An 18529-nucleotide genomic window follows, 5' to 3' on the forward strand; every position below is an offset into this window, starting at 1 on the left:
GTACGGTAACCGGCCCCACCGACACCGCCCCGGCCCCACGTCCCATCCCGGCGACCACCACGGCCGGCGACCGGCGCGGAAGATGCGTGACCAATGTACGTAGACCCACGGTTGTCACGTGTGGCCGCGGCTCGGAGGCTCGTCCTCATGACTCCACTCACCCCCGCGTCGCCCGAGGTCGCCGACCTGGCCGCCCGTCATCGGCTGGGGCCTCTCCAGGGCGTGTTCGCGCCGCAGCGGCTGCGTCGGGTGGTGTTCGCCGCTCATGTCTTCAACTGCCTCATGCGCATGGCGTTCTTCCTGGTCCCCGGACTGCTGTACTACTGGTTCTCCATACGCCGCTTCCCCGACTTCAGCCGGAAGCGGGCCGCCCAGCGGCTGCACCTGTTCGAAGAAGGCCTGGTCGTGCACCCGCCGTCCGGCGGCGCCCCGGCCAAATACGTCTGCTCGGCAAGCGCCCCCGGCCAGGGGGCGGTGCGGATCACGGAGTTCTACGAGGATCCCGACGTCTGGGGTCCCCGGATGCAGGACGCGGTGATGCGCGCGCAGAGACTAACCTGCGTGAGCAGTCCGCCGCCTGACGCTCACTCCGTCAACGGCCTGGCGGCGGGAGTACGGCGCACGATCGGGGATGCGCCGGCGGTCAGCGCAGCGGACGCGGAAGGCCACCGGGCGACGCGGAAAGCAAGGTGGTATTGAACCATCCGGACCCCGCACGCCTGCCTGCGCCGGCACAACGAGACCACCAGCCTGTCCGCCCAGCTACGCGCACGTGCCCCGGCAGCGCCTTGCTGGAGGCGCTGACCGTCGTCGGCCGGGACCAGCCGGCGAGTCCTGTCCCGTTCTCTACGTAGAGCATTCCGTGTTCCCCCGATGGATCCGGGACTGCGCTTTGCGATGGTGGTGATTCCGTTGGCCGCAGACGGGCCAGCGCCGAGGGGAGAGAACATGGGGTTGTCCCAAGGGCGGCGAGCGGCCCAGGACATCGTGAGGCTTACGGGCAGCGGCATGCGTGCGGCGAGATGGGGCACCAGCGCGCTGCTCGTCCTTGGCTCACTGGTCGGGTGCAGCAGCGGGGACGGGAAGACATCGGGCCATGCCGGAGCAACGCCGGCGGCGGATGCCGGACCGACGAACGGGCCGGGCGACTACCGTCCGCCGACGGACCTCTGCCCGAAGGTCGACTTCGGCCCGCTGACTGCCGCCGTCGCGCCGACGGCCGGTCCGACGAAGGGTGAGCGGACCGGCTCCGATCCGGCGATCGGCAGCGGCGCCGCCTGCCTGCAGGGCTTCAGAACGGCCGGCACGAAGGTGGATGGCCGTTCGACCGTCTACTGCACCGCGTGGAAGGACGTCGCCGCAGCGATCAAGCAGTACAAGTACCGGCTGTCCTCGGCGCCGCAGGAGGCCCGAGGTCCGGTGGTGCAGGAGCGAGGTCTTGGGCAGGCGGCTTTCCGCTACGAGAACGTCAAGGAGGCCGCACCGTTCCTCAGCGACCTTCGGCTACTGGTCCGGGACAGCAACCTGGAGTGCGAGATCCAGGTCCAGAGCCTGAAACCCCTGGCGAGTCAACAGGTCACTGCGGCTTGGCCGGCCATGGCCGAGACAGCCCAGGCGCTGCTGCCCGAGCTGCGTTCCTGACCGACAGCGAAGCGAACGGCCTGGCTGTCGGACCGGGCGGCGAGCGGGCCGTGGGCCAGAGCGGGCACGAGGAGGCTCGTCAGCACGTGTCATGGTGATCACCTGTGCCACAAGGCCGCGGCGCGTAGGGCCCGCGCGGTCTCGCGGCGGACCGACCACCGGTGTTCGCGGCTGCGGAACGAGACCGCGGGGCCGCCGACGACGGAGTGGGACCAGAGCGACCGGTCGGACCGTCGGCCGGTGGACCACTCGGCCGAGTGCGCGCGGCAGTGCCGACCGGGAGGGGATGTCGAGCTTGCGGTAGATGAAGAGAGGGCTGCCAGGCCGTCAGCAGCCGCTGCAGCCGCGGGCCGCCCTCCTCGACGAGGGTGCCCAGACAGCCTGCCGGGTCCCCGCCGAGGAGCTGGGCGTGGGCGCGCAGGCCGACCGCGACGGCTGCCCGCCAGCCGCGCTTGCGCAAGGGAGGGAAAGTCCTTCCCCGGCGAGTTCGAGCAGCCTGTCGGTCTCCCGCCGTGGCCGTGTCCACAGCTGCCCCGTCGCCCGCAGGATCATGGGAGCCCGGTGGCTTCGTCGGCCCCGGTCATCCGTGTGAGCAGCTCGGCCTCGCCGGCACGGCGACAGAGCGACTCCAGACGCCCCGTCGTCTGGTCCAGAACGATGGTCTGCTCCATCGCGGCCGTCGGCGCTTCTCTCACGGCATCCCCCGGTCCCGCTCCCGGCGCTCGCCCTCGCCGCCGTCACACCATGAAGATCGCCACCGGCTACTGGGCCGCCCGGCGCACCAGGATCTCCAGCAAAGGCCGCCGGCGGTCGGCGGCACGCTGCTCGCCCGCGGGGAGTTCTCCATCGTGCTCGCCGGTCCGGCCGTCTCCCGGCATCGAGTACTCCCTCTCGGGCATCGCTCATCCGTCGCCGCCCCTTCGTGCGGCCATGTGGCCCGTGTCGTCGCGCTCCGGCTTCGGGCGGCGGAGCTCCACGAAGGGGCGTCCGCCGACCGTCCATCGCCCCGTCAGGATCCAGCCGGTCGCGTCCGCCGCGTACAGCAACGCCGTTGGGCCCAAGCGCGCCCAGGGAAAGGGCCGGCCGTATCTGCCCCGGGCGTCCTCGACGCGTGCGGTGAACCGGTCGTCCACGTCCTGCGGCGCCGCTTCGGCCAGCAGGCAGCCGCCGGGGGCGACCAGCTCGGTCATGCGGCCGAGCAGGGCGACCGGGTCACCGCCGATGCCCACGTTGCCGTCCATCAGCAAGGCGGTGCTCCAACGGCCCTCGCCCGGCAAGCGGTCGTACGCGGACCTGCGTACGGCGGCACCGCCCTGGCGGCGGGTACGGGCGACGGCAGCCGGACTGATGTCCACGCCCAACGCCGGTACCCCGAGCACGGAAAGAGCGGACACCAGGCGTCCCGGTCCGCAGCCGACATCCAGGACCGGGCCCGTGCAGCGGCGCAGCACGCTCTTGTCACCGGCGTCCGGAGGGGAACACCAGCGCTCGATGTCCAGTGGCAGCCTCTGCGGCTCCTGCGCGGTGTCCGGCAGACGGCGCAGGTACAGCGGGCCACGGCCGGTGCGTACCGCGGCGGCGTAGGGGTCGTCGGTCCACGCCTCGCCCGGCTCCGCGGGACGGATCCGGTCAGAAGGATGCGTAGGCGCGGGAACCCAGGCAGTGCGCGCCGCCCGGGATTGCGGCCGAGGTACTGCCGCGTCCGGCGTCGCGAGCTCGGTCACGGCGGAGTCGGTACCGGTTGCCGTTCCGCTCATCGCGCGGCCTCCGTGTACGAGGCCACGGTGGCGGCGAAGCGGGAACCGGGCGGACAGCAGGCGGCCACCGTGGCGGCGTCGGTCTCGGTGTCCACGTCGCGCAGTTCCGGGAGGTCGTGCACGAGCAGTCCTGCGTCGGCGAGGCGGCGCCGCTGGATCAGGCCCGTGCGGTCCGTCGACATCGGCACGCCGCGGACCAGGTCCCCGGCCCGTGCCGGGTCGGTGAGGCCCAGCGCCCAGAAGCCGCCGTCGGCCGCCGGGCCGAACCAGGCGTCGGCATCGTCCCGGGCCGGCTGGGCGAGGAGGTCCGGGGTCAACTGCGGGGTATCCATACCCACCAGGAGCGCCGGACCGTCGTCGCAGTGGGTGAAGGCGGCCGCGATCCGCTCGTCCAGGCCGCCGTGGGCCTGGGGTACGACGTCGAAGCCGGACGGCAGCCAGGGGCCGTGGGCGCCGTCGAGGACGAGCACTCGGCGGCGCGCGGGCGTCTTCAGCACGGTGTGCAGGGTGTCGGTGAGAGCTGCCTCCGCCAGGGTGGCCGCCTCCTGGGGCGTGTACGGCGGGGTGAGCCGGGTCTTGACCCGCCCGGGCACGGGTTCCTTGGCGATCACCAGCAGCGTCGTCCACGCCGGGGCGTTCATCGTCCGCCTCCCTGGGCGCTCGCGACCGCGGTCGTACGGATGGGCCGCTCATCGAGTACGGCGCGCATGTCGCGTACCGCATGCCAGGTGCCCCGCCAGGTGCCGGTGACCTTCGAGCGTCCGGTGCGCGGGTGGTAGGGCACGTCCGTTTCCTGCACGCGCCAGCCGGCGTCGGCCGCGCGGACCACCATCTGCAGCGGGTAGCCGGAACGCCGGTCGGTCAGGGCGAGGGCGAGCAGTCCCTCACGGCGGGCGGCGCGCATCGGGCCGAGGTCACGCAGGCGCAGGCCGGTTCGCCGGCGGATCAGGCGGCTCAGTTCCAGGTTGGCCAGCCTGGCGTGCGCCGGCCAGGCTGTGGGCGTGGTGGGCCGCCTCCGGCCCAGCACGAGGTCGGCGGAGCCGTCGAGTACGGGCGCTGCAAGGCCGGGCAGCAGGGCGGGGTCCAGGGAGGCGTCGCAGTCGCAGAAGCAGACGACGTCGGCCGTGGCGGCGGTCAGGCCCGCATGGCAGGCCGCGCCGAACCCGCGGCGCGGCTCGTGCACCACTTGGGCGCCCAGCTCACGGGCGATGTCCGCCGAGCCGTCGGTGGAGCCGTTGTCGACCACGATCGCGCGCCAGCCCTGCGGAATACGGTCCAGTACCCAGGGCAGGGCCTGGGCCTCGTCCAGGCACGGCAGCACCACGTCGACCCGGACGGGAGAAGGGAGGGGTGTCTCGATCACCCGACTCACCTTACGAACCCAAAAGGCACATAAGGGACTTGGCGACCTTACGAATCGCTGACGTCGGCAGTCCTTACGGATCACTGACGTCCACCGCCCATGCCGGTGACACCCGATCCCCGGTGCGAGACTCGTCGATGTGAAACGCGTACTCGTCGTGGACGACGACCCGACCGTCTCCGAGGTCGTCGCCGGATACCTGGGCCGGGCGGGCTTCGCCGTCGATGTGGCGGCCGACGGCCCCGCCGCCGTGGCCGTGGCCACCGCGCAACCTCCCGACCTGGTGGTGCTGGACCTGATGCTGCCCGGCATGGACGGGCTGGAGGTCTGCCGCCGCATCCGCGAGACCGGCCCCCTGCCCGTGATCATGCTGACCGCTCGCGGAGACGAGGAGGACCGCATCCTCGGCCTGGAGGTCGGGGCGGACGACTATGTCACCAAGCCCTTCAGCCCTCGGGAACTGGTCCTGAGGGTGGAGTCGGTGCTGCGCCGTGCGGGAGCGGTGGCGGCCGCCGTACGGACCGCGCCGGCCGCGGCGGACTTGCGGACGGGACCGCTCGCCCTGGACCCCAGGGGCCGCCGCGTCACCCGCCGCGGGGTCGAACTCGCTCTGACGATCCGGGAGTTCGACTTGCTCGAGTTCTTCCTGCGCAACCCTGGGCGGGCCACCAGCCGCGAGGAACTGATGCACCGCGTGTGGGGGTGGGAGTTCGGTGACCTGTCCACCGTCACCGTCCATGTGCGGCGGCTGCGCGAGAAGATCGAGGACGACCCGGCTCGGCCGCGGCTGATCAGCACCGTGTGGGGCGTGGGCTACCGCTTCGACGCACCTGCTGCGGAGGGAGCCGACGATGCTGCGTGACACCTTCCTGATCGTGCTGTATGCGGCGATCGGCGCCGCCGCCGCCGGACTGCTCGGCACCGCAGCGCTCAGACTGCTGCGCAACCGGTCCGTCGCCCTGTCGCTGGCCGTGGTCGCCGCCGTCACGGTCGCCGCGATGCTCGCCGGAACCATGCTCGTGTCCTGGGCGATGCTGCTCTCCCACCACGACCTGTGGGTCGTGACGATGGTCTGCTCCATCGCGGCCGTCGTCTCGCTGGTGGTGGCACTCGTCCTGGGCCGTAGCGTCGTCAAAGGCAGCCGAGCCCTGGCGGAAGCCACCCGCGCCCTCGGCGACGACGGAACGTTCACCCCGCCCTCCGCCGCCCCCACGGCCGAACTCGCCCAACTCAGCCGCGAGTTGGCCGCCACGAGCGCAAAGCTCGCTCAGTCGCGGGAGCGGGAGCGGGCCCTGGAGGACTCTCGGCGGGAACTGGTCGCGTGGATCTCTCACGACCTGCGCACGCCGCTGGCCGGGCTGCAGGCCATGGCGGAGGCCCTGGAAGACGGCATGGTCGCCGATCCCGGTGTCTACCACGCCAGGATCCGGACCGAGGTGAGACGGCTCGGCGAGATGGTCAGCGACCTCTTCGAGCTCTCCCGCATCCAGGCCGGCGTCCTCGCCCTGAACGTCGCCCGGATGTCGGTGTACGACCTCGTCGGCGACGCCATCGCCGGAGCGTACGCGCTGGCCAGGGAACAGGGCGTACGCCTCGTCGGGGACGGGGTCGAGCCCGTGCCCGTGGAGGTCGACGGCCGCGAGATGTCCCGCGTTCTGGCCAACCTGCTGGTCAATGCCATCCGCCGCACGCCCACCGACGGCACGGTCGCCGTCTCCGCACGCCGGGAGGCCGACAGCGTCGTCCTTTCGGTGACCGACGGCTGCGGTGGCATCCCTGCCGAGGACCTGCCCCGCGTCTTCGACACCGGCTGGCGGGGCACGGACGCCCGAACCCCGCCCGCCGGAGCGGGCCTCGGTCTCGCCATCGTGCGCGGCATCGTCGAGGCGCATCGCGGTCACGCCGCGGTCCGCAACGTCCCCGGCGGCTGCCGCTTCGAGGTCCGCCTGCCGGCGGCCGCCTGAGTCCCGGCCCATGCGAGCGGGTGGGCGAGAGCGAGGTGACCACCGGCTCCTCGCTCCACGCGGGGGGCTCGAGCAGCGTAGGAACGGGTTCAGCCGGCCCGCAGTGGTGCCCCGGCGAATTCGGTCACCCCTTCCGTGAAGGCGACCTCCGGCACCCAGCCGTGTTCCTCGCGCAGCCTGCGCGAGGAGGCGGTGATGTGGCGGACGTCGCCGAGCCGGTAGTCGCCCGTGACGACCGGGGACGGTCCGCCGTGGGCGGCGGCCAGGACGGCGGCCATCTCCCCCACCGTGTGCGGCTCTCCGCTGCCGACGTTGTACGCCCGCAGGCCGCCCTCCGGCAGACGGGGCAGGCCGTCCAGCGCCACGAGGTTGGCCCCGGCGACGTCACGGACGTGGACGAAGTCCCGTCGCTGACCGCCGTCCTCGAACACGCGCGGCGCCTCCCCCCGCTCGAGTGCGGACCGGAACAACGAGGCGACGCCCGCGTACGGGGTGTCGCGCGGCATGCCGGGCCCGTACACGTTGTGGTACCGCAGTGCCGCCGCCCGCCCACCGGTCGCCCGCGCCCACGCCGCGGCGAGGTGCTCCTGGGCGAGTTTGGTCGCCGCGTAGACGTTGCGGGGGTCGGCCGGTGCGTCCTCGTCCACCAGCCCCGCGGCGAGCGGCTCACCGCATCTCGGGCAGGGAGGTTCGAAGCGCCCCGACTCCAGCTCGCTCACCCGGCGCGGCGCCGGCCTGACGACGCCGTGGCGTGAGCACTCGTACCTGCCCTCGCCGTAGACCACCATCGAACTCGCCAACACCAGGCTGCGGACGCCGGTTTCCGCCATGCCGGCCAGCAGCACGGCCGTGCCCAGGTCGTTGCAGCCGACGTAGTCGGGGGCGTCGGCGAAGTCCTTTCCGAGCCCGACCATCGCGGCCTGGTGGCACACGGCGTCCACACCCCTGAGTGCGTCCGCGACCGCTTCCGCGTCACGGACGTCGGCGTGCCGCCAGTCGACGCCCGCCGGGATCGGCGGGGTGGTGCGATGGGCCGCGGGCAGCAGCGCGTCGAGCACGCGTACCTCGTGCCCGGCGGCGGTAAGAGCGGAGACGATGTGCGAGCCGATGAAGCCCGCGCCTCCGGTGACCAGGATCAACATGTCTCCGACCGTACGGCCGCTCAGGCGCCGGAGGGCCTTTTGGTGAGCCGACGTCAGGACTTCGTAAGCCTTCGGCCGGTCGGCCGTACCGGCGGTACGTGATCGCCGCGGGACGCCGCCACGGTCAGCAGTGCGAAGCCGGCGGCGAATCCGAGCATGGTGAACACACCGCGGGGCCAGAAGATGTGACTGTCGAGGAAGGACCAGCAGGCCCCCAGCACCACCACGGCCCCGGGCAGCACCCGGGCTCCGTTGCGCCGCACGAGCACCACGCAGGTGGCGACGGCGGCGACCGTCAACGCGTACACCCCGGCCCTGCCCAGTTCGTCGCCGGTCGCGAACAGGTGCCCGACCACCCCGTGCACGCCGAGACCGGCCACGGTCCCGGCGGAGATGCCGGCCACCGCGTCCAGCCCCGAGTAGTAGGCGGCGTAGCCCAGGCACCCGGTCCACGCCAGCACCGTGAGCACACCGTCGGCATCACGCCCGGGCCTGCCCCACAGCGGCACCAGCAGACCGAGGGACAGGAGGGGAAAGGCAGGCAACAGGACAATGTGCAGGCCCGCCCAGTGGCCGGCCGTCGCCCCCGTCAGATGGCGCGGGTGGACCAGGCCCGCCACAGCGAGGAGCAACGGCGGCGCGGTCACGAGGAGTGTCGTACGAAGGGTTCGCATCGCGCCACCGTACGAACCCACCGGGCCGGGCACCGGCTCTCCCACCGGCGCGTAAGACACCCGTAATCAAGGCCGGTCGCTCAGGCAGGCGGACGTCGTCGGCTTCGCCGCACCCTCTGTGCGGTCACCAGCAGAGCTGTGACCGTCGCGACGGCCACCAACGCGAGCAGCCAGTTGCGCGGATAGTCCAGCGGCAGCACCGAGGCGTTGCCACGCGGCCCCGGGCGCAGCAGCGGCGGCAGGGCGACCGCGGTCAGCGCCCCCGCGACCAGCAGGGCCCCGCGCACCGGCCCGCGTACGCCACCGCACACCGGCCCCAGCCCCAGCCCTACGAGCAGCACCAGTGGCGCGATCAGTACGTCGTGCAGCACCACGGCCCCGCCCAGCCACACCAGCACATCCGTCAGGTCCCGGACATCCAGCAGCAGGGACAGCCCGACGCCGAGCAGGGCGAGACCGGCGGCGCCCGTCATGACCCGCAGCACGCTCATCCTCATGACAACGCCTCCAGTCGGCCGACCCACTTGGTCTGCAGCGCGCCCGGCCGGTTCGGGGCGATCAGACGTACCGGGTATCCGTGGTCGGGTGTGAGTTCCTCACCGTTCAGGCGGAGTGCGAGCAGCGTCAGCGGGTCACGGGCGTGCTCATGGCCCATCTCGGAGACCCGGTAGCCCCCGCGGGTCTGCAGCGACACCACCCGTACGCGGGCGTGTGCGGGGGCGCCCGCCCGTTCCAGCAGATCCATGATCCGTACGCCCGTCCAGTGAGCCGACTTGCTCCAGCCCTCCACGCAGGCGATGGGCAGCTCGGCCTCGTGCTGCGGCAGGGCGCGCAGCTCATCGAGGGTCAGTGTGTAGGGACGCGGTCCGTCGACTGTCAGGCGGTAGCGCTCGTCGTGAATCACGCCCACTCCGGCCGCGGCGGCCGTCCGGTTGACCGGCAGGCCCTGCGAGCCGTGGTCCGGGTGGCGCGGTGCGAGCAGGATGAGGTCCTTCAGCGGGGTGAAGGACTGCCCGACCGTGGTCAGGGTGACGGCACCGACCGCGGCCGCCACCGCGGCGAGCAGTGAGCGCCGGTCGGCCCCTTCCTCGACCGGCAGCGCGAGCGTGCCCGGCGACCGCCTGCTCCAGTGGTCGCGGATCTCCGGTGCCTTGACCGCGATGTGCAGCGCCAGTGATCCGGCGACCAGCCAGGCGACCGCATAGTGCACCGGGACGAAAGAGAAGGGCCACGGATACCACTGGGCGGTGTTGAGCAGACCGGTGGCCACCTCGAAGACGGCCGCCGCCACCAGCAGGGCCACCGACAGCCGCTCCAGGCCGTGGCGCACCGAGCGAACAGGCGGCCACTCGAACAACCTCGGATAGACCGTCCACAACTTGGCCAGCAGCAGCGGAACGGCCGCGATACCGGATGCCACGTGCAGTCCCTGGGTGAAGCGGTAACCCCAAACCGGTCGGCTCGGCAGGCCGCCGGTCAGCCACCCCGGGGGATGCTGCATGCAGTGGCTGATCAGTCCGGTGACGAAGCACACCGCGAAGGCGAGCCCCAGCCACCGCCCGATCGAGGTCGCCGTGCGGGCGTCGTGCAGCCTGCCCTTGAACACGGGCGGGAAGAAGCGCGATCTCATGGCGCCCATCCCACCGAAGGGCGGTCCTCCATGGAACGCCTCAGCCCCTTACGGAACACGGACGTCTTGTCGACGGTGCCCGCGCCAACCCGCGCACAGCGGCGCAGGCAGACACACTCGTCGAATTGCTTACGATCCGCTGACGCCCACACCGCCGACCACGGCGTCGTCCTTTCCGGCGATCTAGCGTTCCCGTGTGAGACGCATCCTCTCCCGTGACCTGTACGCCGCCACGGCCGCCGCCCTGCTCGTCCTGACGGCGGTACTCGTCGGCCGCCACATCGAGCACACCCACCACACACTGCGTGTCAACTGGCCGCCACTGCTCGGCTCCTGGGCACCACACACGGGACCGGGAACCCCGGCGGCCCTACTGGTGGCGGCGGCCACAGTGGCGTCCGGGCCCTCTGTGGCAGCCCGTCTGCCCTGGCGTGCCTTGCCCTGGACCGCCTGGGCCGCCTCCATGGCCTGGATCTGGTCACTGGCGCTGATCGACGGCTGGCACACGGGCGTCGCCGTACGCCTCACCACCCGCTACGAGTACCTGCGGGTCATCGACCGCTTCCACGACATCCCGGCGACACTGCGGGACTTCACGCACCACATCCTGCTCCACTCCCCCGACAACTGGCCCGCGCACGTCGCGGGACATCCGCCCGCCGCGACGCTGACCTTCGTCCTCCTGGACCGGATCGGGCTGCACGGCGGTGGCTGGGCCGGGGCCTGGTGCATCACCACCGGCGCCACGGCGGGCGTGGCGGTCCTGATCGCGGTCCGGGCACTGGCCACCGAGGAACTGGCGAGGCGGGCGGCCCCGTTCCTGGTACTGGCGCCGGCCGCAGTGTGGATGGGCACCTCGGCCGACGCGTACTTCGCAGCTGTCGTCGCGTGGGCCGTCGCCCTGCTGTCCTTGGCGGTCACCCGCGGGTCGGCCTGGTGGGCGGCGGCTTCCGGGCTGCTGTTCGGCCTCACCTGCTACCTCTCCTACGGTCTGACGCTCTTCGCTCTCACGGCCGCGACGGTGCTGCTGATCGGCCGTCACCGGATACGGGAGCGGCCCCTCCTGCTGATGCCGCTCTGCGCCGGACTGGCCGTCTTCCCCGCTGTGTTCACCGCCGCCGGTTTCAACTGGTGGGAGGCCTACCACCTGCTGGTCACCCGCTACTACCAGGGGGCGGGCGGCGTCCGGCCGTACGGCTACTGGGTGTGGGCGAACCTCGCCTGCGCCGTTCTCATCACCGGTCTCTCCGTGGCCGCGGGCCTGGCGCGCGCGGGCAGCGTACTGACCCGGCAACGCGGCGAGGCCCTCACCCGACCGGGTACCTTCCCCGCCGTCGCCGAAGCACGCCTCGCCCTCGTGGTGGCCTCCGCCCTGCTGTCGCTGCTGATCGCCGACCTGTCGGGTATGAGCAAGGCGGAGACCGAACGCATCTGGCTGCCGTTCGCGATGTGGCTGCTGCCCGCCTGCGCGCTCCTTCCCCGCCCCCGCGCCTGGCTCGCCGCCCAGGCCGTACTGGCCCTCGTGATCAACCACCTGCTGCGCACCGGTTGGTAACCCGTGGTCCCACCCCTGTCATCTGCGGCAGACGTCCGGGTTCGGCGGTACGGACGCCGCGCTGACGCGATCCGGCTTCCAGACCGGCCACACCACCCGAGGAGAGCGCCGGGTTATCGGCCGGTCGGGCCGAGGACCGCTGTCACGAGCCGACGCGGGTACGCGGCGTCGAGTCCGTCCGGGCGGAAGAGGATGCGGTACATCAGCGGGGCGACGACGCCGTCGATGACCGTCTCGACGTCCGGCGTCTTCTCCCCGCGTTCTGTCGCACGGGTGAGGATGACGTCGATCTGTTCGGCGGCGTAGGCCGAGCACTGGCCGGCGTTGCTGCCGTCCGGGTCGCCGAGCAGGGCGTCACGGATGTAGGCGCGGCCAGTGGGAGAGGACATCTCGTCGAGGAACTGCTCGGCCCAGGCCGTCAGGTCGGCCCGCAGGGCACCGTGGTCCCCGGGCGCGGTCTCGGGCCGCAGGCGCTCGACCGCCACGTCCGACAACAGCTCCTGCAGATCCCCCCAGCGGCGGTAGATCGTCGACGGTGTCACGCCCGCGCGCTGGGCGATCATCGGTACCGTCAGGGCGTCGCGGCCCACCTCCGAGGCGAGTTCGCGCACGGCGGCGTGCACCGATGCCTGGACCCGGGCGCTGCGCCCACCGGGGCGTACCATCTGCCTGCTCATGGAACCCACCTTAAAGCGAAATGATTGCGTCTAGTGACCCGCTGGGCCACCGTTCGACGGCCTCTCTCGCTGCCAGTCGTGTGGTTCAGCGCCGCCTCGGTGCACGCCCGCAGGGAGGAGACCTTCATGGCGCGGGCGTGATCCGTCCCCTCGTGCTCACAAAAGACGTCGTCCAGGCGCTGGGCTGGTCGTCCTTCCGCGCTGCGGGATGCGCGGTGCGGTCTGTCCGCTCCATCAGCCTCGGCGCCGTCACCGCTCGGGCACTTTCGGGGAACGCCCGCGCAGGCTGTGTCGTCGAGGGCGGGTGAGTGCCCGACGGCTGCGGCACAGCCGTCGGGCACTCGCCCTGCCCCTGCGATGCTGCCGGGTCCCATCCTTCGTTCACGCCGCGTGTGCGAGGTCGTGGGCGGGCTGGGTCTGCTCGTAGGCGTGGCCGACCCGTAGGAGCACACTCTCCTGGAGCGGTCGCCCGAGCAGCTGCATGCCGATCGGCAACCCCGCCGTGTCGTGGCCGACCGGCATGGACAGGGACGGTACTCCGGTGATGTTGGCGGGGGACGACAGGCGCACGTAGGCGTCGGAGACGCCCTCGACGGTGCCGTCGGCCCAGGTGATCGTCTCCTGGCCGGCCCTGACGGCGGTCGCCGGGACGGTGGGGGCGGCGATCACATCGACCTCCGTGAGCATGCGGGCCCATTCCTGCCGCATGAGGGTGCGGGAGCGTTGGGCGCGCAGGTAGTCTCCGGCGGGCATCAGTTCGCCGGCCTCGAGGAGGACGCGGACGTCGTCCTGGTAGAGCTCGGGGACCGTGCGCAGGGTCGCCTCGTGGTAGGCGGTGGCCTCGGGCACCATCAGACCCCACTGCGTGGCCTGGATGTAGCGCGTCATGGGGATCTCCACCTCGACGAGGCGTGCGCCGAGCGCCTGAAGTTGGTCGATGGCACGCCGGACGGCGGCTTCGACCTCGGGGGCGACCTGGTCGAAGTAGTAGGTGCGCGGCACGCCGACCCGCAGCCCCGTCAGGTCCGTGCCCGCATCCGGCCGGTAGTCCGTGGCGGGTGTGGTCAGGGAGGCGGGGTCGCGGGGGTCGTGCCCGGCCAGGGCGGCCAGGACCAGGGCCGCGTCCTCGACCGTGCGGGTGATCGGGCCGACGTGGTCCAGTGACCAGGACAGAGACGTGACACCGTGCCGGGGGACGAGCCCGTAGGTCGGCTTGAGGCCGACGACCCCGTTGAGCGCGGCGGGCACCCTGATGGATCCGCCGGTGTCGGTGCCCAGGGCGAAGGTGGCCATGCCCGCGGCGACGGCAACGGCGGACCCGCCGCTGGATCCGCCGGCAACCCGGCCTGTGTCCCAGGCGTTGTGGGTCTGTGGGGTGGTCAGACCATAGGCGAACTCGTGCGTGTGCGTCTTGCCCAGCAGGACCGCACCGGCCTCCGCCAGGCGCGCGGCGACCGTGCTGTCGGTCTGCGCGCGGTGATCGCCGCGGACCCGGGAGCTGGCCGTTGTCGCCGCGCCCGCGACGTCGATCAGATCTTTGACGCCCATGGGGATGCCGTGCAGCGGACCGAGGTAGCGGCCGGCCGCGATGTCGTGTTCGGCTGCACGCGCGGCAGTGCGGGTGCGCTCGGCGGTGACGGTGACGTAGGCCCGAAGGCGTGGCTCCATATGCGCGATGCGCTGAAGCACGGAGTCCGCCAGCTCGACGGGGGACAACTCCCGAGCCTCGATCGCGTCGGCGGCTGCGGTCAGGGACAGTTCATACGGTTGCATCGGGCTTCTCCTGTTCCGCGCGGTAGGCGGGGGCGGGCGGGGTGTCCCCGAAGTCCAGCTCCCGCAGAACCGCGACGACGGAGTGGATGTGGTGGGCGGTGGCCGCGACCGCGGCATGGCGGTCGGCAGGCAGCGGGAGCCCGGCGCGGGCGGCCCAGCGGGCCGCTTCCGGCGGGGTGAGTTTTACGGCGGACATGGATCCCTCTTCTCGGGCCGAAGCGGCGAAGCGCCCACTTCAGCTACAAAAGCTAAGCATTTGCGTTAGCTCACCGTAGGGTCTACGGTCCCTTAAAGCAAACCCATTGCTTTTAGTGCATGAGGAGTCCCATGTCCACCCCGCTGTACCCCCATTACCAGGACGCCTGGCGCCTGTCCGCGCTCGCCATCACCGTGGTTGGCGGTGGCGGCCACCGCCGCCCGCGTCCTGCAGGGGGCGACCACCGGCGCGGCCGCCAGCGCCGCGGGCCCGGCCCTCCTCGACCTGGAAAACCCCCGGCGTCCGGGCCGGTCCGCCCTGACCAACAGCATCGCCCCGGTGGCGGGCATGGCCGCCGACGCCCTGCGGAACGCTGCGCATGACACTCGCCTCCCTCGACGCGCAGGACCGTGCCGTGACCCTGGCCGCCTACCACGTCCTCAGCTACCTCTCCATGAGCCTGCCCGCCATCGCCGCGGGTGCCGCCACCCAGCACTACGGGCTGCGCACCGGCGCCCATGCCTATGCCATCGCCGCCACCTGCTCGCCGTCGCGGCCCTGGCCGCACTCACCGTGCCAAGGGTCAGGACAGTCCACCACGCGCACAACGACCTTCCGTAACGAGACCCGGAGGACAGAACGATCATGAGCACTGCCCACCACAACCACCCGGCCACCGACCTGACCGCCGCCCCCTCCTGGACCGTGGGCGACGTCACCGTCCACCGCATCGACGAGGTTCTCCTGCCGCCCGCCACCGGACCGTGGCTGCTGCCCGACGCCACCCCGGACCTCGTCGCCGCGCAGGACTGGCTGCGTCCCCACTTCGCCGACGACGAGGGCACCCTCCGCATCGACAGCCACAGCTTCGCGTTCACCCTCGGCGGGCTGCGCATCCTGGTCGACACCGGCATCGGCAACGGCAAGGAGCGGGCCAATCCCGCCTGGCATGGCCTGGATACCGACTACCTGCAGCGCCTGACCGTCGCCGGATTCCCCCCGGACTCGGTCGACCTGGTGATCCTCACCCACCTGCACGCCGACCACGTCGGCTGGAACACACGGGAGGTGGACGGTGATTGGGTGCCCACCTTCCCCCACGCCCGTTACCTGACCTCCCGCACCGAGCGGGAGTTCTGGGCCGGGTACGACATGGACGAGGCACGCGAGCAGATGTTCCGCGACTCCGTGATCCCGGTCGAGGAGGCGGGACTGCTCGACCTCGTCGACGTCCCCGCCGAGGGCATCGACGTCGCCCCCGGCCTGCGCCTGCTCCCCACCCCCGGCCACACCCCCGGCCATGTCGCCGTCGAGCTGACCAGCCACGGCCGGACGGCACTGATCACCGGCGACTGCGTCCACCACCCCGTCCAGCTCGCCCACCCGGCCATCGGCGCCTGCGTCGACATCGACCCAGAGCAGTCCGAGATCTCGCGCCTACAGCTGATCGCCTCACTCGCCGACACGGACACCCTCGTCCTGGGCACCCACTTCGCACCGCCCACAGCCGGCCGCGTCGTTTCCGATCAGGGCGGCTACCGACTCTCGCCCGTCCCCGCCGGCTCGCACTGACCCGGCGACGGTCCGGGCGGTGTCCATCAGGGGAGCGTTGTCCGCTTGTCGAGTGGCGCGTCTTCGCCGTACCTCGGCTCGGCCGGGCAGGCGTCGAGCAGGTCGCCGGTGGCTCGACCGTCGCCCGCGCGCATCACCACGCGGTAGGCCACGCTGAATGTCAATACAACAGCCACCAACGAGTGACAGAACCACGGCCAGGCATCTCTTCCTGCCCGGCACCTTCTTCGCAGCATCCCGGCCCGTTGTCGTGGCCGGGACTCCGACGGAGGCATCGATGCTCTGCGTGTCCAGGACCACCAGGCTCGGGTCGGCTAATCGTTTCCGCTTCTCCCGCAGCTGCCGGCGCAGCAGGTCGTGAATGGGGGCATGTCATGGGGCAGGATGAACGAGCTGGTCGGGTAGCCGTGCAGCAGGCCGTCGAACTCGACCAGGGGACTGAGAGGGGTGGGTGCCCAGACGGGCCTTTCCCGCAGACCGCCTCGTGATCTCATCGTCCGCCCTTCGTCATGCGAGCCATGCGGACTCCTTGTGACGTATGCGTGGGGAGACGTCCGAGTGGCCCGCGACAGCGGACGTGCCCGTGGTGCCGGGTACGGCCGAGTGCCCCAGGTGCCGGTGCACGAAGTGGATGGCCATCGCGCCCTCACCGGCCGCGGAGGCCACCCGCTTCACCGAGCCGCTACGGACGTCCCCTACCGCGAAGATTCCGGGCAGGCTGGTCTCCAGGGTCATGTTCGAACGCCCGCGGCCGTGCCACATCTCGGGGTGGGCGCAGGCTTCCTGGGCCTCCGGCCCGGTGAGGACGAAGCCGCGGGAGTCGAGGGCGATGACGTCGGCGAGCCACTCGGTGTGAGGTTCGGCGCCGGTGAAGACGAACAGGCTCCGTACCGCGAGCCGGCGGTGCCCGCCCGTGCGGTTGTCGACCACGTCGAGCTCCTCCAGCACTTCCTGGCCGACGACCTCGGTGACTTCGGTGTGCAGCATGACCTCCACCCGCGGATGGCGCTCTACCTGGTCGACCAGGTAGCGGGACATGTTGGCCTCAAGGCCGGCTCCTCGGACCAGCAGGTGCACCTTCGGCGCGTACCCGGCGAGGAACAGCACCGCCTGGCCCGCCGAGTTGCCTCCGCCGACGACGGCCACCGGGTCGGTGCGGCACTGCTGGGCCTCGTAGACGGTCGCCGAGTAGTGCACGCTCGTGCCCTCCAGGCGTTCGATGCCGGGCACCTGGAGCCGGCGGTAGCGGGCGCCCATGGCCAGGACGACGGCGCGGGCGGCGATCTCGCTGCCGTCGGCGAACGCCACGACGTAGTGGTCGTCGTCCTTGGGATGGAGACCGGTCGCCTCCAGCGGAAGGCTGACCCTTGCGCCGAATTTGTCGGCCTGGAGCACGGCGCGTTCGGTGAGTTCGGCGCCGGAGATGCCGGAGGGGAAGCCGAGCAGATTCTCGATGCGGGACGACGTGCCGGCCTGACCGCCGGTGGCCATCGCCTCCACGACCGTGGTGCTCAGGCCCTCGGAGGCGGCGTACACCGCGGCAGCGAGGCCGGCGGGCCCGGAGCCTACGATGAGGACGTCGCCGTGACGGTTTGCCGCGGGTAGTGACGGCAGGCCGATGAGCCGGGCCAGTTCCGCGTTGCTGGGGTTGCGCAACAGGGTGGTGTCCCGCCAGATGACGAGTGGTGTCTCCGCCGGGCCGACGCCGAAGCGGCGCAGCAGCTCCTCGGCCTCCTCGTCGGTCTCCAGGTCGATCCAGCGGTGCGGCAGCCGGTTGCGGACGGCGAACTCGCGCAGCCGTCTGGTGTCGGGCGAGTAGCGCGAGCCGATGATGCGGAAGCCGGCGCCCTGTCCGACGAGCAGCGCGCGACGGCACAGACAGGCGCGCAGCACGACGTCCCCGATGGCGGGGTCCTGGGACACGAGGTGGCGCAACTGGCCCAAGGAGACGACGAGGACCTCGCCCGGCTCCCGGGCGACCGCGGTGTAGAAGGCCACTTGTCCGTGCAGCAGGCCGAGTTCGCCGATGAAACGACCAGGGCCGTGCACGCGCAGCACGTGCTCCTCGGGGGTGCCGTAGTCCTCGACGACGGCGACGGTACCGCTGAGGACGACGAGGAACGTCTCGCAGCGCTCGCCCTCCCGGATCAGCACGTCGTTCGCAGCCATGTTCCGGCGTTGGCCGTGCTCCGCCAGACGTGCTATCTGCTCCTCCGTGAGGCGCGGATACGCGCCGTAGATGTCCGGGGTCTCCCAGAAGGCGGCCTCGTCCGTTGTCTCCGGCACGGGTTCTTCGCCCGATGGCGACCGGTCGCCGGACATCAGACGAACGCCTCGTGAACGTAGCACCAGCGCCAGTCCTCGCCGGGCTGGAACGACCGCACGACCGGATGGGCGTCGGCAGCCGCGTGCCTGCGCGCGTGCTTGTTCGGCGAGGAGTCGCAGCAGCCGACGTGCCCGCAGGTCAGGCAGAGCCTCAGGTGGACCCACGGGGAGCCGAGCAGCAGACACTCCTGACACCCTTCTGGGGTCAGCGGCTGGACCGGCCGGACAAGCGCGAGGTGGGGGTCTGCATGCAGAGTCAT

21 protein-coding genes are annotated in these 18529 nt (G+C 71.8%); 7 read left to right on the forward strand and 14 right to left on the reverse strand.

Going from position 1 to position 18529, the window contains the following annotated elements; translation table 11 throughout:
- Window positions 1-147 precede the first annotated feature (147 nt).
- Together ACFY0F_RS06005 and ACFY0F_RS06010 are read left to right on the forward strand one after the other, a co-directional pair.
- Window positions 148-699 (forward strand): hypothetical protein, encoded by a 552-nt coding sequence (locus tag ACFY0F_RS06005; RefSeq protein WP_388789597.1) that lies wholly within the window; start codon window positions 148-150, stop codon window positions 697-699.
- Between the two features lie 174 nt (window positions 700-873).
- On the forward strand, window positions 874-1641 hold the full coding sequence (locus ACFY0F_RS06010; protein ID WP_388789599.1) for a hypothetical protein: 768 nt from the start codon (window positions 874-876) through the stop codon (window positions 1639-1641).
- Between the two features lie 761 nt (window positions 1642-2402).
- Here ACFY0F_RS06010 and ACFY0F_RS06015 read toward each other — a convergent pair.
- The 4 genes from ACFY0F_RS06015 to ACFY0F_RS06030 are packed head-to-tail and all read right to left on the reverse strand — an operon-like array spanning window position 2403 to window position 4761.
- Window positions 2403-2540, reverse strand: coding sequence for a hypothetical protein (locus tag ACFY0F_RS06015; RefSeq protein ID WP_388789601.1), 138 nt, complete (start codon window positions 2538-2540; stop codon window positions 2403-2405).
- A 3-nt stretch (window positions 2541-2543) separates the two neighbouring features.
- Window positions 2544-3398, reverse strand: a complete 855-nt coding sequence (locus ACFY0F_RS06020) for a methyltransferase domain-containing protein (protein WP_388789604.1) — start codon at window positions 3396-3398, stop codon at window positions 2544-2546.
- Window positions 3395-4039 carry a DUF2064 domain-containing protein gene (locus ACFY0F_RS06025; RefSeq protein WP_388789607.1) on the reverse strand — a complete coding sequence of 215 codons (645 nt, stop codon included), beginning with the start codon at window positions 4037-4039 and terminating at the stop codon, window positions 3395-3397. Before ACFY0F_RS06025 ends, ACFY0F_RS06020 begins: the two co-directional genes overlap by 4 nt.
- Entirely contained in the window at window positions 4036-4761 is a 726-nt protein-coding gene (locus ACFY0F_RS06030; protein WP_388789610.1) for a glycosyltransferase family 2 protein, read from the reverse strand. Before ACFY0F_RS06030 ends, ACFY0F_RS06025 begins: the two co-directional genes overlap by 4 nt.
- A gap of 139 nt (window positions 4762-4900) precedes the next feature.
- Here ACFY0F_RS06030 and ACFY0F_RS06035 point away from each other — a divergent pair, with 139 nt between their 5' ends.
- The gene (locus ACFY0F_RS06035) at window positions 4901-5623 is read left to right on the forward strand and encodes a response regulator transcription factor (protein ID WP_388789613.1); all 723 of its coding nucleotides are present in this window, start codon (window positions 4901-4903) and stop codon (window positions 5621-5623) included.
- Window positions 5613-6725, forward strand: a complete 1113-nt coding sequence (locus ACFY0F_RS06040) for a sensor histidine kinase (protein ID WP_388789615.1) — start codon at window positions 5613-5615, stop codon at window positions 6723-6725. Before ACFY0F_RS06035 ends, ACFY0F_RS06040 begins: the two co-directional genes overlap by 11 nt.
- An 89-nt stretch (window positions 6726-6814) precedes the next feature.
- On the opposite strand, the gene ACFY0F_RS06045 is transcribed toward ACFY0F_RS06040, so the two are convergent.
- The 4 genes from ACFY0F_RS06045 to ACFY0F_RS06060 form a co-directional block, all read right to left on the reverse strand.
- Window positions 6815-7867, reverse strand: coding sequence for an NAD-dependent epimerase/dehydratase family protein (locus ACFY0F_RS06045; protein ID WP_388789618.1), 1053 nt, complete (start codon window positions 7865-7867; stop codon window positions 6815-6817).
- A gap of 53 nt (window positions 7868-7920) precedes the next feature.
- Entirely contained in the window at window positions 7921-8541 is a 621-nt protein-coding gene (locus ACFY0F_RS06050; protein ID WP_388789620.1) for a hypothetical protein, read from the reverse strand.
- A gap of 80 nt (window positions 8542-8621) precedes the next feature.
- Window positions 8622-9032, reverse strand: coding sequence for a hypothetical protein (locus ACFY0F_RS06055; protein WP_388791293.1), 411 nt, complete (start codon window positions 9030-9032; stop codon window positions 8622-8624).
- Window positions 9033-9034: 2 nt separating this feature from the next.
- Window positions 9035-10171, reverse strand: coding sequence for a molybdopterin-dependent oxidoreductase (locus ACFY0F_RS06060; protein ID WP_388789623.1), 1137 nt, complete (start codon window positions 10169-10171; stop codon window positions 9035-9037).
- 196 nt (window positions 10172-10367) lie between these two features.
- Here ACFY0F_RS06060 and ACFY0F_RS06065 point away from each other — a divergent pair, with 196 nt between their 5' ends.
- A complete protein-coding gene (locus ACFY0F_RS06065) occupies window positions 10368-11726 on the forward strand; it encodes a hypothetical protein (RefSeq protein ID WP_388789625.1) in 1359 nt (452 codons plus the stop codon).
- 113 nt (window positions 11727-11839) lie between these two features.
- On the opposite strand, the gene ACFY0F_RS06070 is transcribed toward ACFY0F_RS06065, so the two are convergent.
- The 3 genes from ACFY0F_RS06070 to ACFY0F_RS06080 form a co-directional block, all read right to left on the reverse strand.
- A complete protein-coding gene (locus ACFY0F_RS06070) occupies window positions 11840-12403 on the reverse strand; it encodes a TetR/AcrR family transcriptional regulator (protein WP_388789628.1) in 564 nt (187 codons plus the stop codon).
- A gap of 381 nt (window positions 12404-12784) precedes the next feature.
- Window positions 12785-14176, reverse strand: a complete 1392-nt coding sequence (locus ACFY0F_RS06075; RefSeq protein WP_388789631.1) for an amidase — start codon at window positions 14174-14176, stop codon at window positions 12785-12787.
- The gene (locus tag ACFY0F_RS06080) at window positions 14163-14372 is read right to left on the reverse strand and encodes a hypothetical protein (protein ID WP_388789634.1); all 210 of its coding nucleotides are present in this window, start codon (window positions 14370-14372) and stop codon (window positions 14163-14165) included. Before ACFY0F_RS06080 ends, ACFY0F_RS06075 begins: the two co-directional genes overlap by 14 nt.
- Window positions 14373-14751: 379 nt before the next feature.
- On the opposite strand from ACFY0F_RS06080, the gene ACFY0F_RS06085 reads away from it, so the two are divergent.
- Both ACFY0F_RS06085 and ACFY0F_RS06090 read left to right on the forward strand, forming a co-directional pair.
- On the forward strand, window positions 14752-15021 hold the full coding sequence (locus ACFY0F_RS06085; RefSeq protein WP_388789637.1) for a hypothetical protein: 270 nt from the start codon (window positions 14752-14754) through the stop codon (window positions 15019-15021).
- A complete protein-coding gene (locus ACFY0F_RS06090) occupies window positions 15018-15944 on the forward strand; it encodes an MBL fold metallo-hydrolase (RefSeq protein WP_388789639.1) in 927 nt (308 codons plus the stop codon). The genes ACFY0F_RS06085 and ACFY0F_RS06090 overlap by 4 nt, the downstream gene beginning before the upstream one ends.
- A gap of 26 nt (window positions 15945-15970) precedes the next feature.
- Here the strand turns inward: ACFY0F_RS06090 and ACFY0F_RS06095 are convergent, their stop codons facing one another.
- The 3 genes from ACFY0F_RS06095 to ACFY0F_RS06105 all read right to left on the reverse strand — a co-directional run bounded on the left by ACFY0F_RS06095 (window position 15971) and on the right by ACFY0F_RS06105 (window position 18529).
- Window positions 15971-16108: a hypothetical protein gene (locus tag ACFY0F_RS06095; protein ID WP_388789642.1), complete on the reverse strand. Its 138-nt coding sequence runs from the start codon at window positions 16106-16108 to the stop codon at window positions 15971-15973.
- 343 nt (window positions 16109-16451) lie between these two features.
- Window positions 16452-18266, reverse strand: a complete 1815-nt coding sequence (locus tag ACFY0F_RS06100) for an FAD-dependent oxidoreductase (RefSeq protein ID WP_388789644.1) — start codon at window positions 18264-18266, stop codon at window positions 16452-16454.
- Window positions 18266-18529, reverse strand: a complete 264-nt coding sequence (locus ACFY0F_RS06105) for a UBP-type zinc finger domain-containing protein (RefSeq protein WP_388789647.1) — start codon at window positions 18527-18529, stop codon at window positions 18266-18268. Before ACFY0F_RS06105 ends, ACFY0F_RS06100 begins: the two co-directional genes overlap by 1 nt.

The sequence above is a fragment of the Streptomyces sp. NPDC001544 genome, assembly GCF_042894285.1.
Taxonomy (GTDB): Bacteria; Actinomycetota; Actinomycetes; order Streptomycetales; family Streptomycetaceae; genus Streptomyces.

Coding starts and splice junctions, on each gene's coding strand:
- ACFY0F_RS06045 (WP_388789618.1), bottom strand. CDS start 7,867: ATGTTGATCCTGGTCACCGGAGGCGCGGGCTTCATCGGCTCGCACATC.
- ACFY0F_RS06080 (WP_388789634.1), bottom strand. CDS start 14,372: ATGTCCGCCGTAAAACTCACCCCGCCGGAAGCGGCCCGCTGGGCCGCC.
- ACFY0F_RS06050 (WP_388789620.1), bottom strand. CDS start 8,541: ATGCGAACCCTTCGTACGACACTCCTCGTGACCGCGCCGCCGTTGCTC.
- ACFY0F_RS06005 (WP_388789597.1), top strand. CDS start 148: ATGACTCCACTCACCCCCGCGTCGCCCGAGGTCGCCGACCTGGCCGCC.
- ACFY0F_RS06060 (WP_388789623.1), bottom strand. CDS start 10,171: ATGAGATCGCGCTTCTTCCCGCCCGTGTTCAAGGGCAGGCTGCACGAC.
- ACFY0F_RS06010 (WP_388789599.1), top strand. CDS start 874: ATGGATCCGGGACTGCGCTTTGCGATGGTGGTGATTCCGTTGGCCGCA.
- ACFY0F_RS06105 (WP_388789647.1), bottom strand. CDS start 18,529: ATGACTCTGCATGCAGACCCCCACCTCGCGCTTGTCCGGCCGGTCCAG.
- ACFY0F_RS06025 (WP_388789607.1), bottom strand. CDS start 4,039: ATGAACGCCCCGGCGTGGACGACGCTGCTGGTGATCGCCAAGGAACCC.
- ACFY0F_RS06070 (WP_388789628.1), bottom strand. CDS start 12,403: ATGAGCAGGCAGATGGTACGCCCCGGTGGGCGCAGCGCCCGGGTCCAG.
- ACFY0F_RS06040 (WP_388789615.1), top strand. CDS start 5,613: ATGCTGCGTGACACCTTCCTGATCGTGCTGTATGCGGCGATCGGCGCC.
- ACFY0F_RS06085 (WP_388789637.1), top strand. CDS start 14,752: ATGACACTCGCCTCCCTCGACGCGCAGGACCGTGCCGTGACCCTGGCC.
- ACFY0F_RS06075 (WP_388789631.1), bottom strand. CDS start 14,176: ATGCAACCGTATGAACTGTCCCTGACCGCAGCCGCCGACGCGATCGAG.
- ACFY0F_RS06015 (WP_388789601.1), bottom strand. CDS start 2,540: ATGCCCGAGAGGGAGTACTCGATGCCGGGAGACGGCCGGACCGGCGAG.
- ACFY0F_RS06020 (WP_388789604.1), bottom strand. CDS start 3,398: ATGAGCGGAACGGCAACCGGTACCGACTCCGCCGTGACCGAGCTCGCG.
- ACFY0F_RS06090 (WP_388789639.1), top strand. CDS start 15,018: ATGAGCACTGCCCACCACAACCACCCGGCCACCGACCTGACCGCCGCC.
- ACFY0F_RS06055 (WP_388791293.1), bottom strand. CDS start 9,032: ATGAGCGTGCTGCGGGTCATGACGGGCGCCGCCGGTCTCGCCCTGCTC.
- ACFY0F_RS06100 (WP_388789644.1), bottom strand. CDS start 18,266: ATGTCCGGCGACCGGTCGCCATCGGGCGAAGAACCCGTGCCGGAGACA.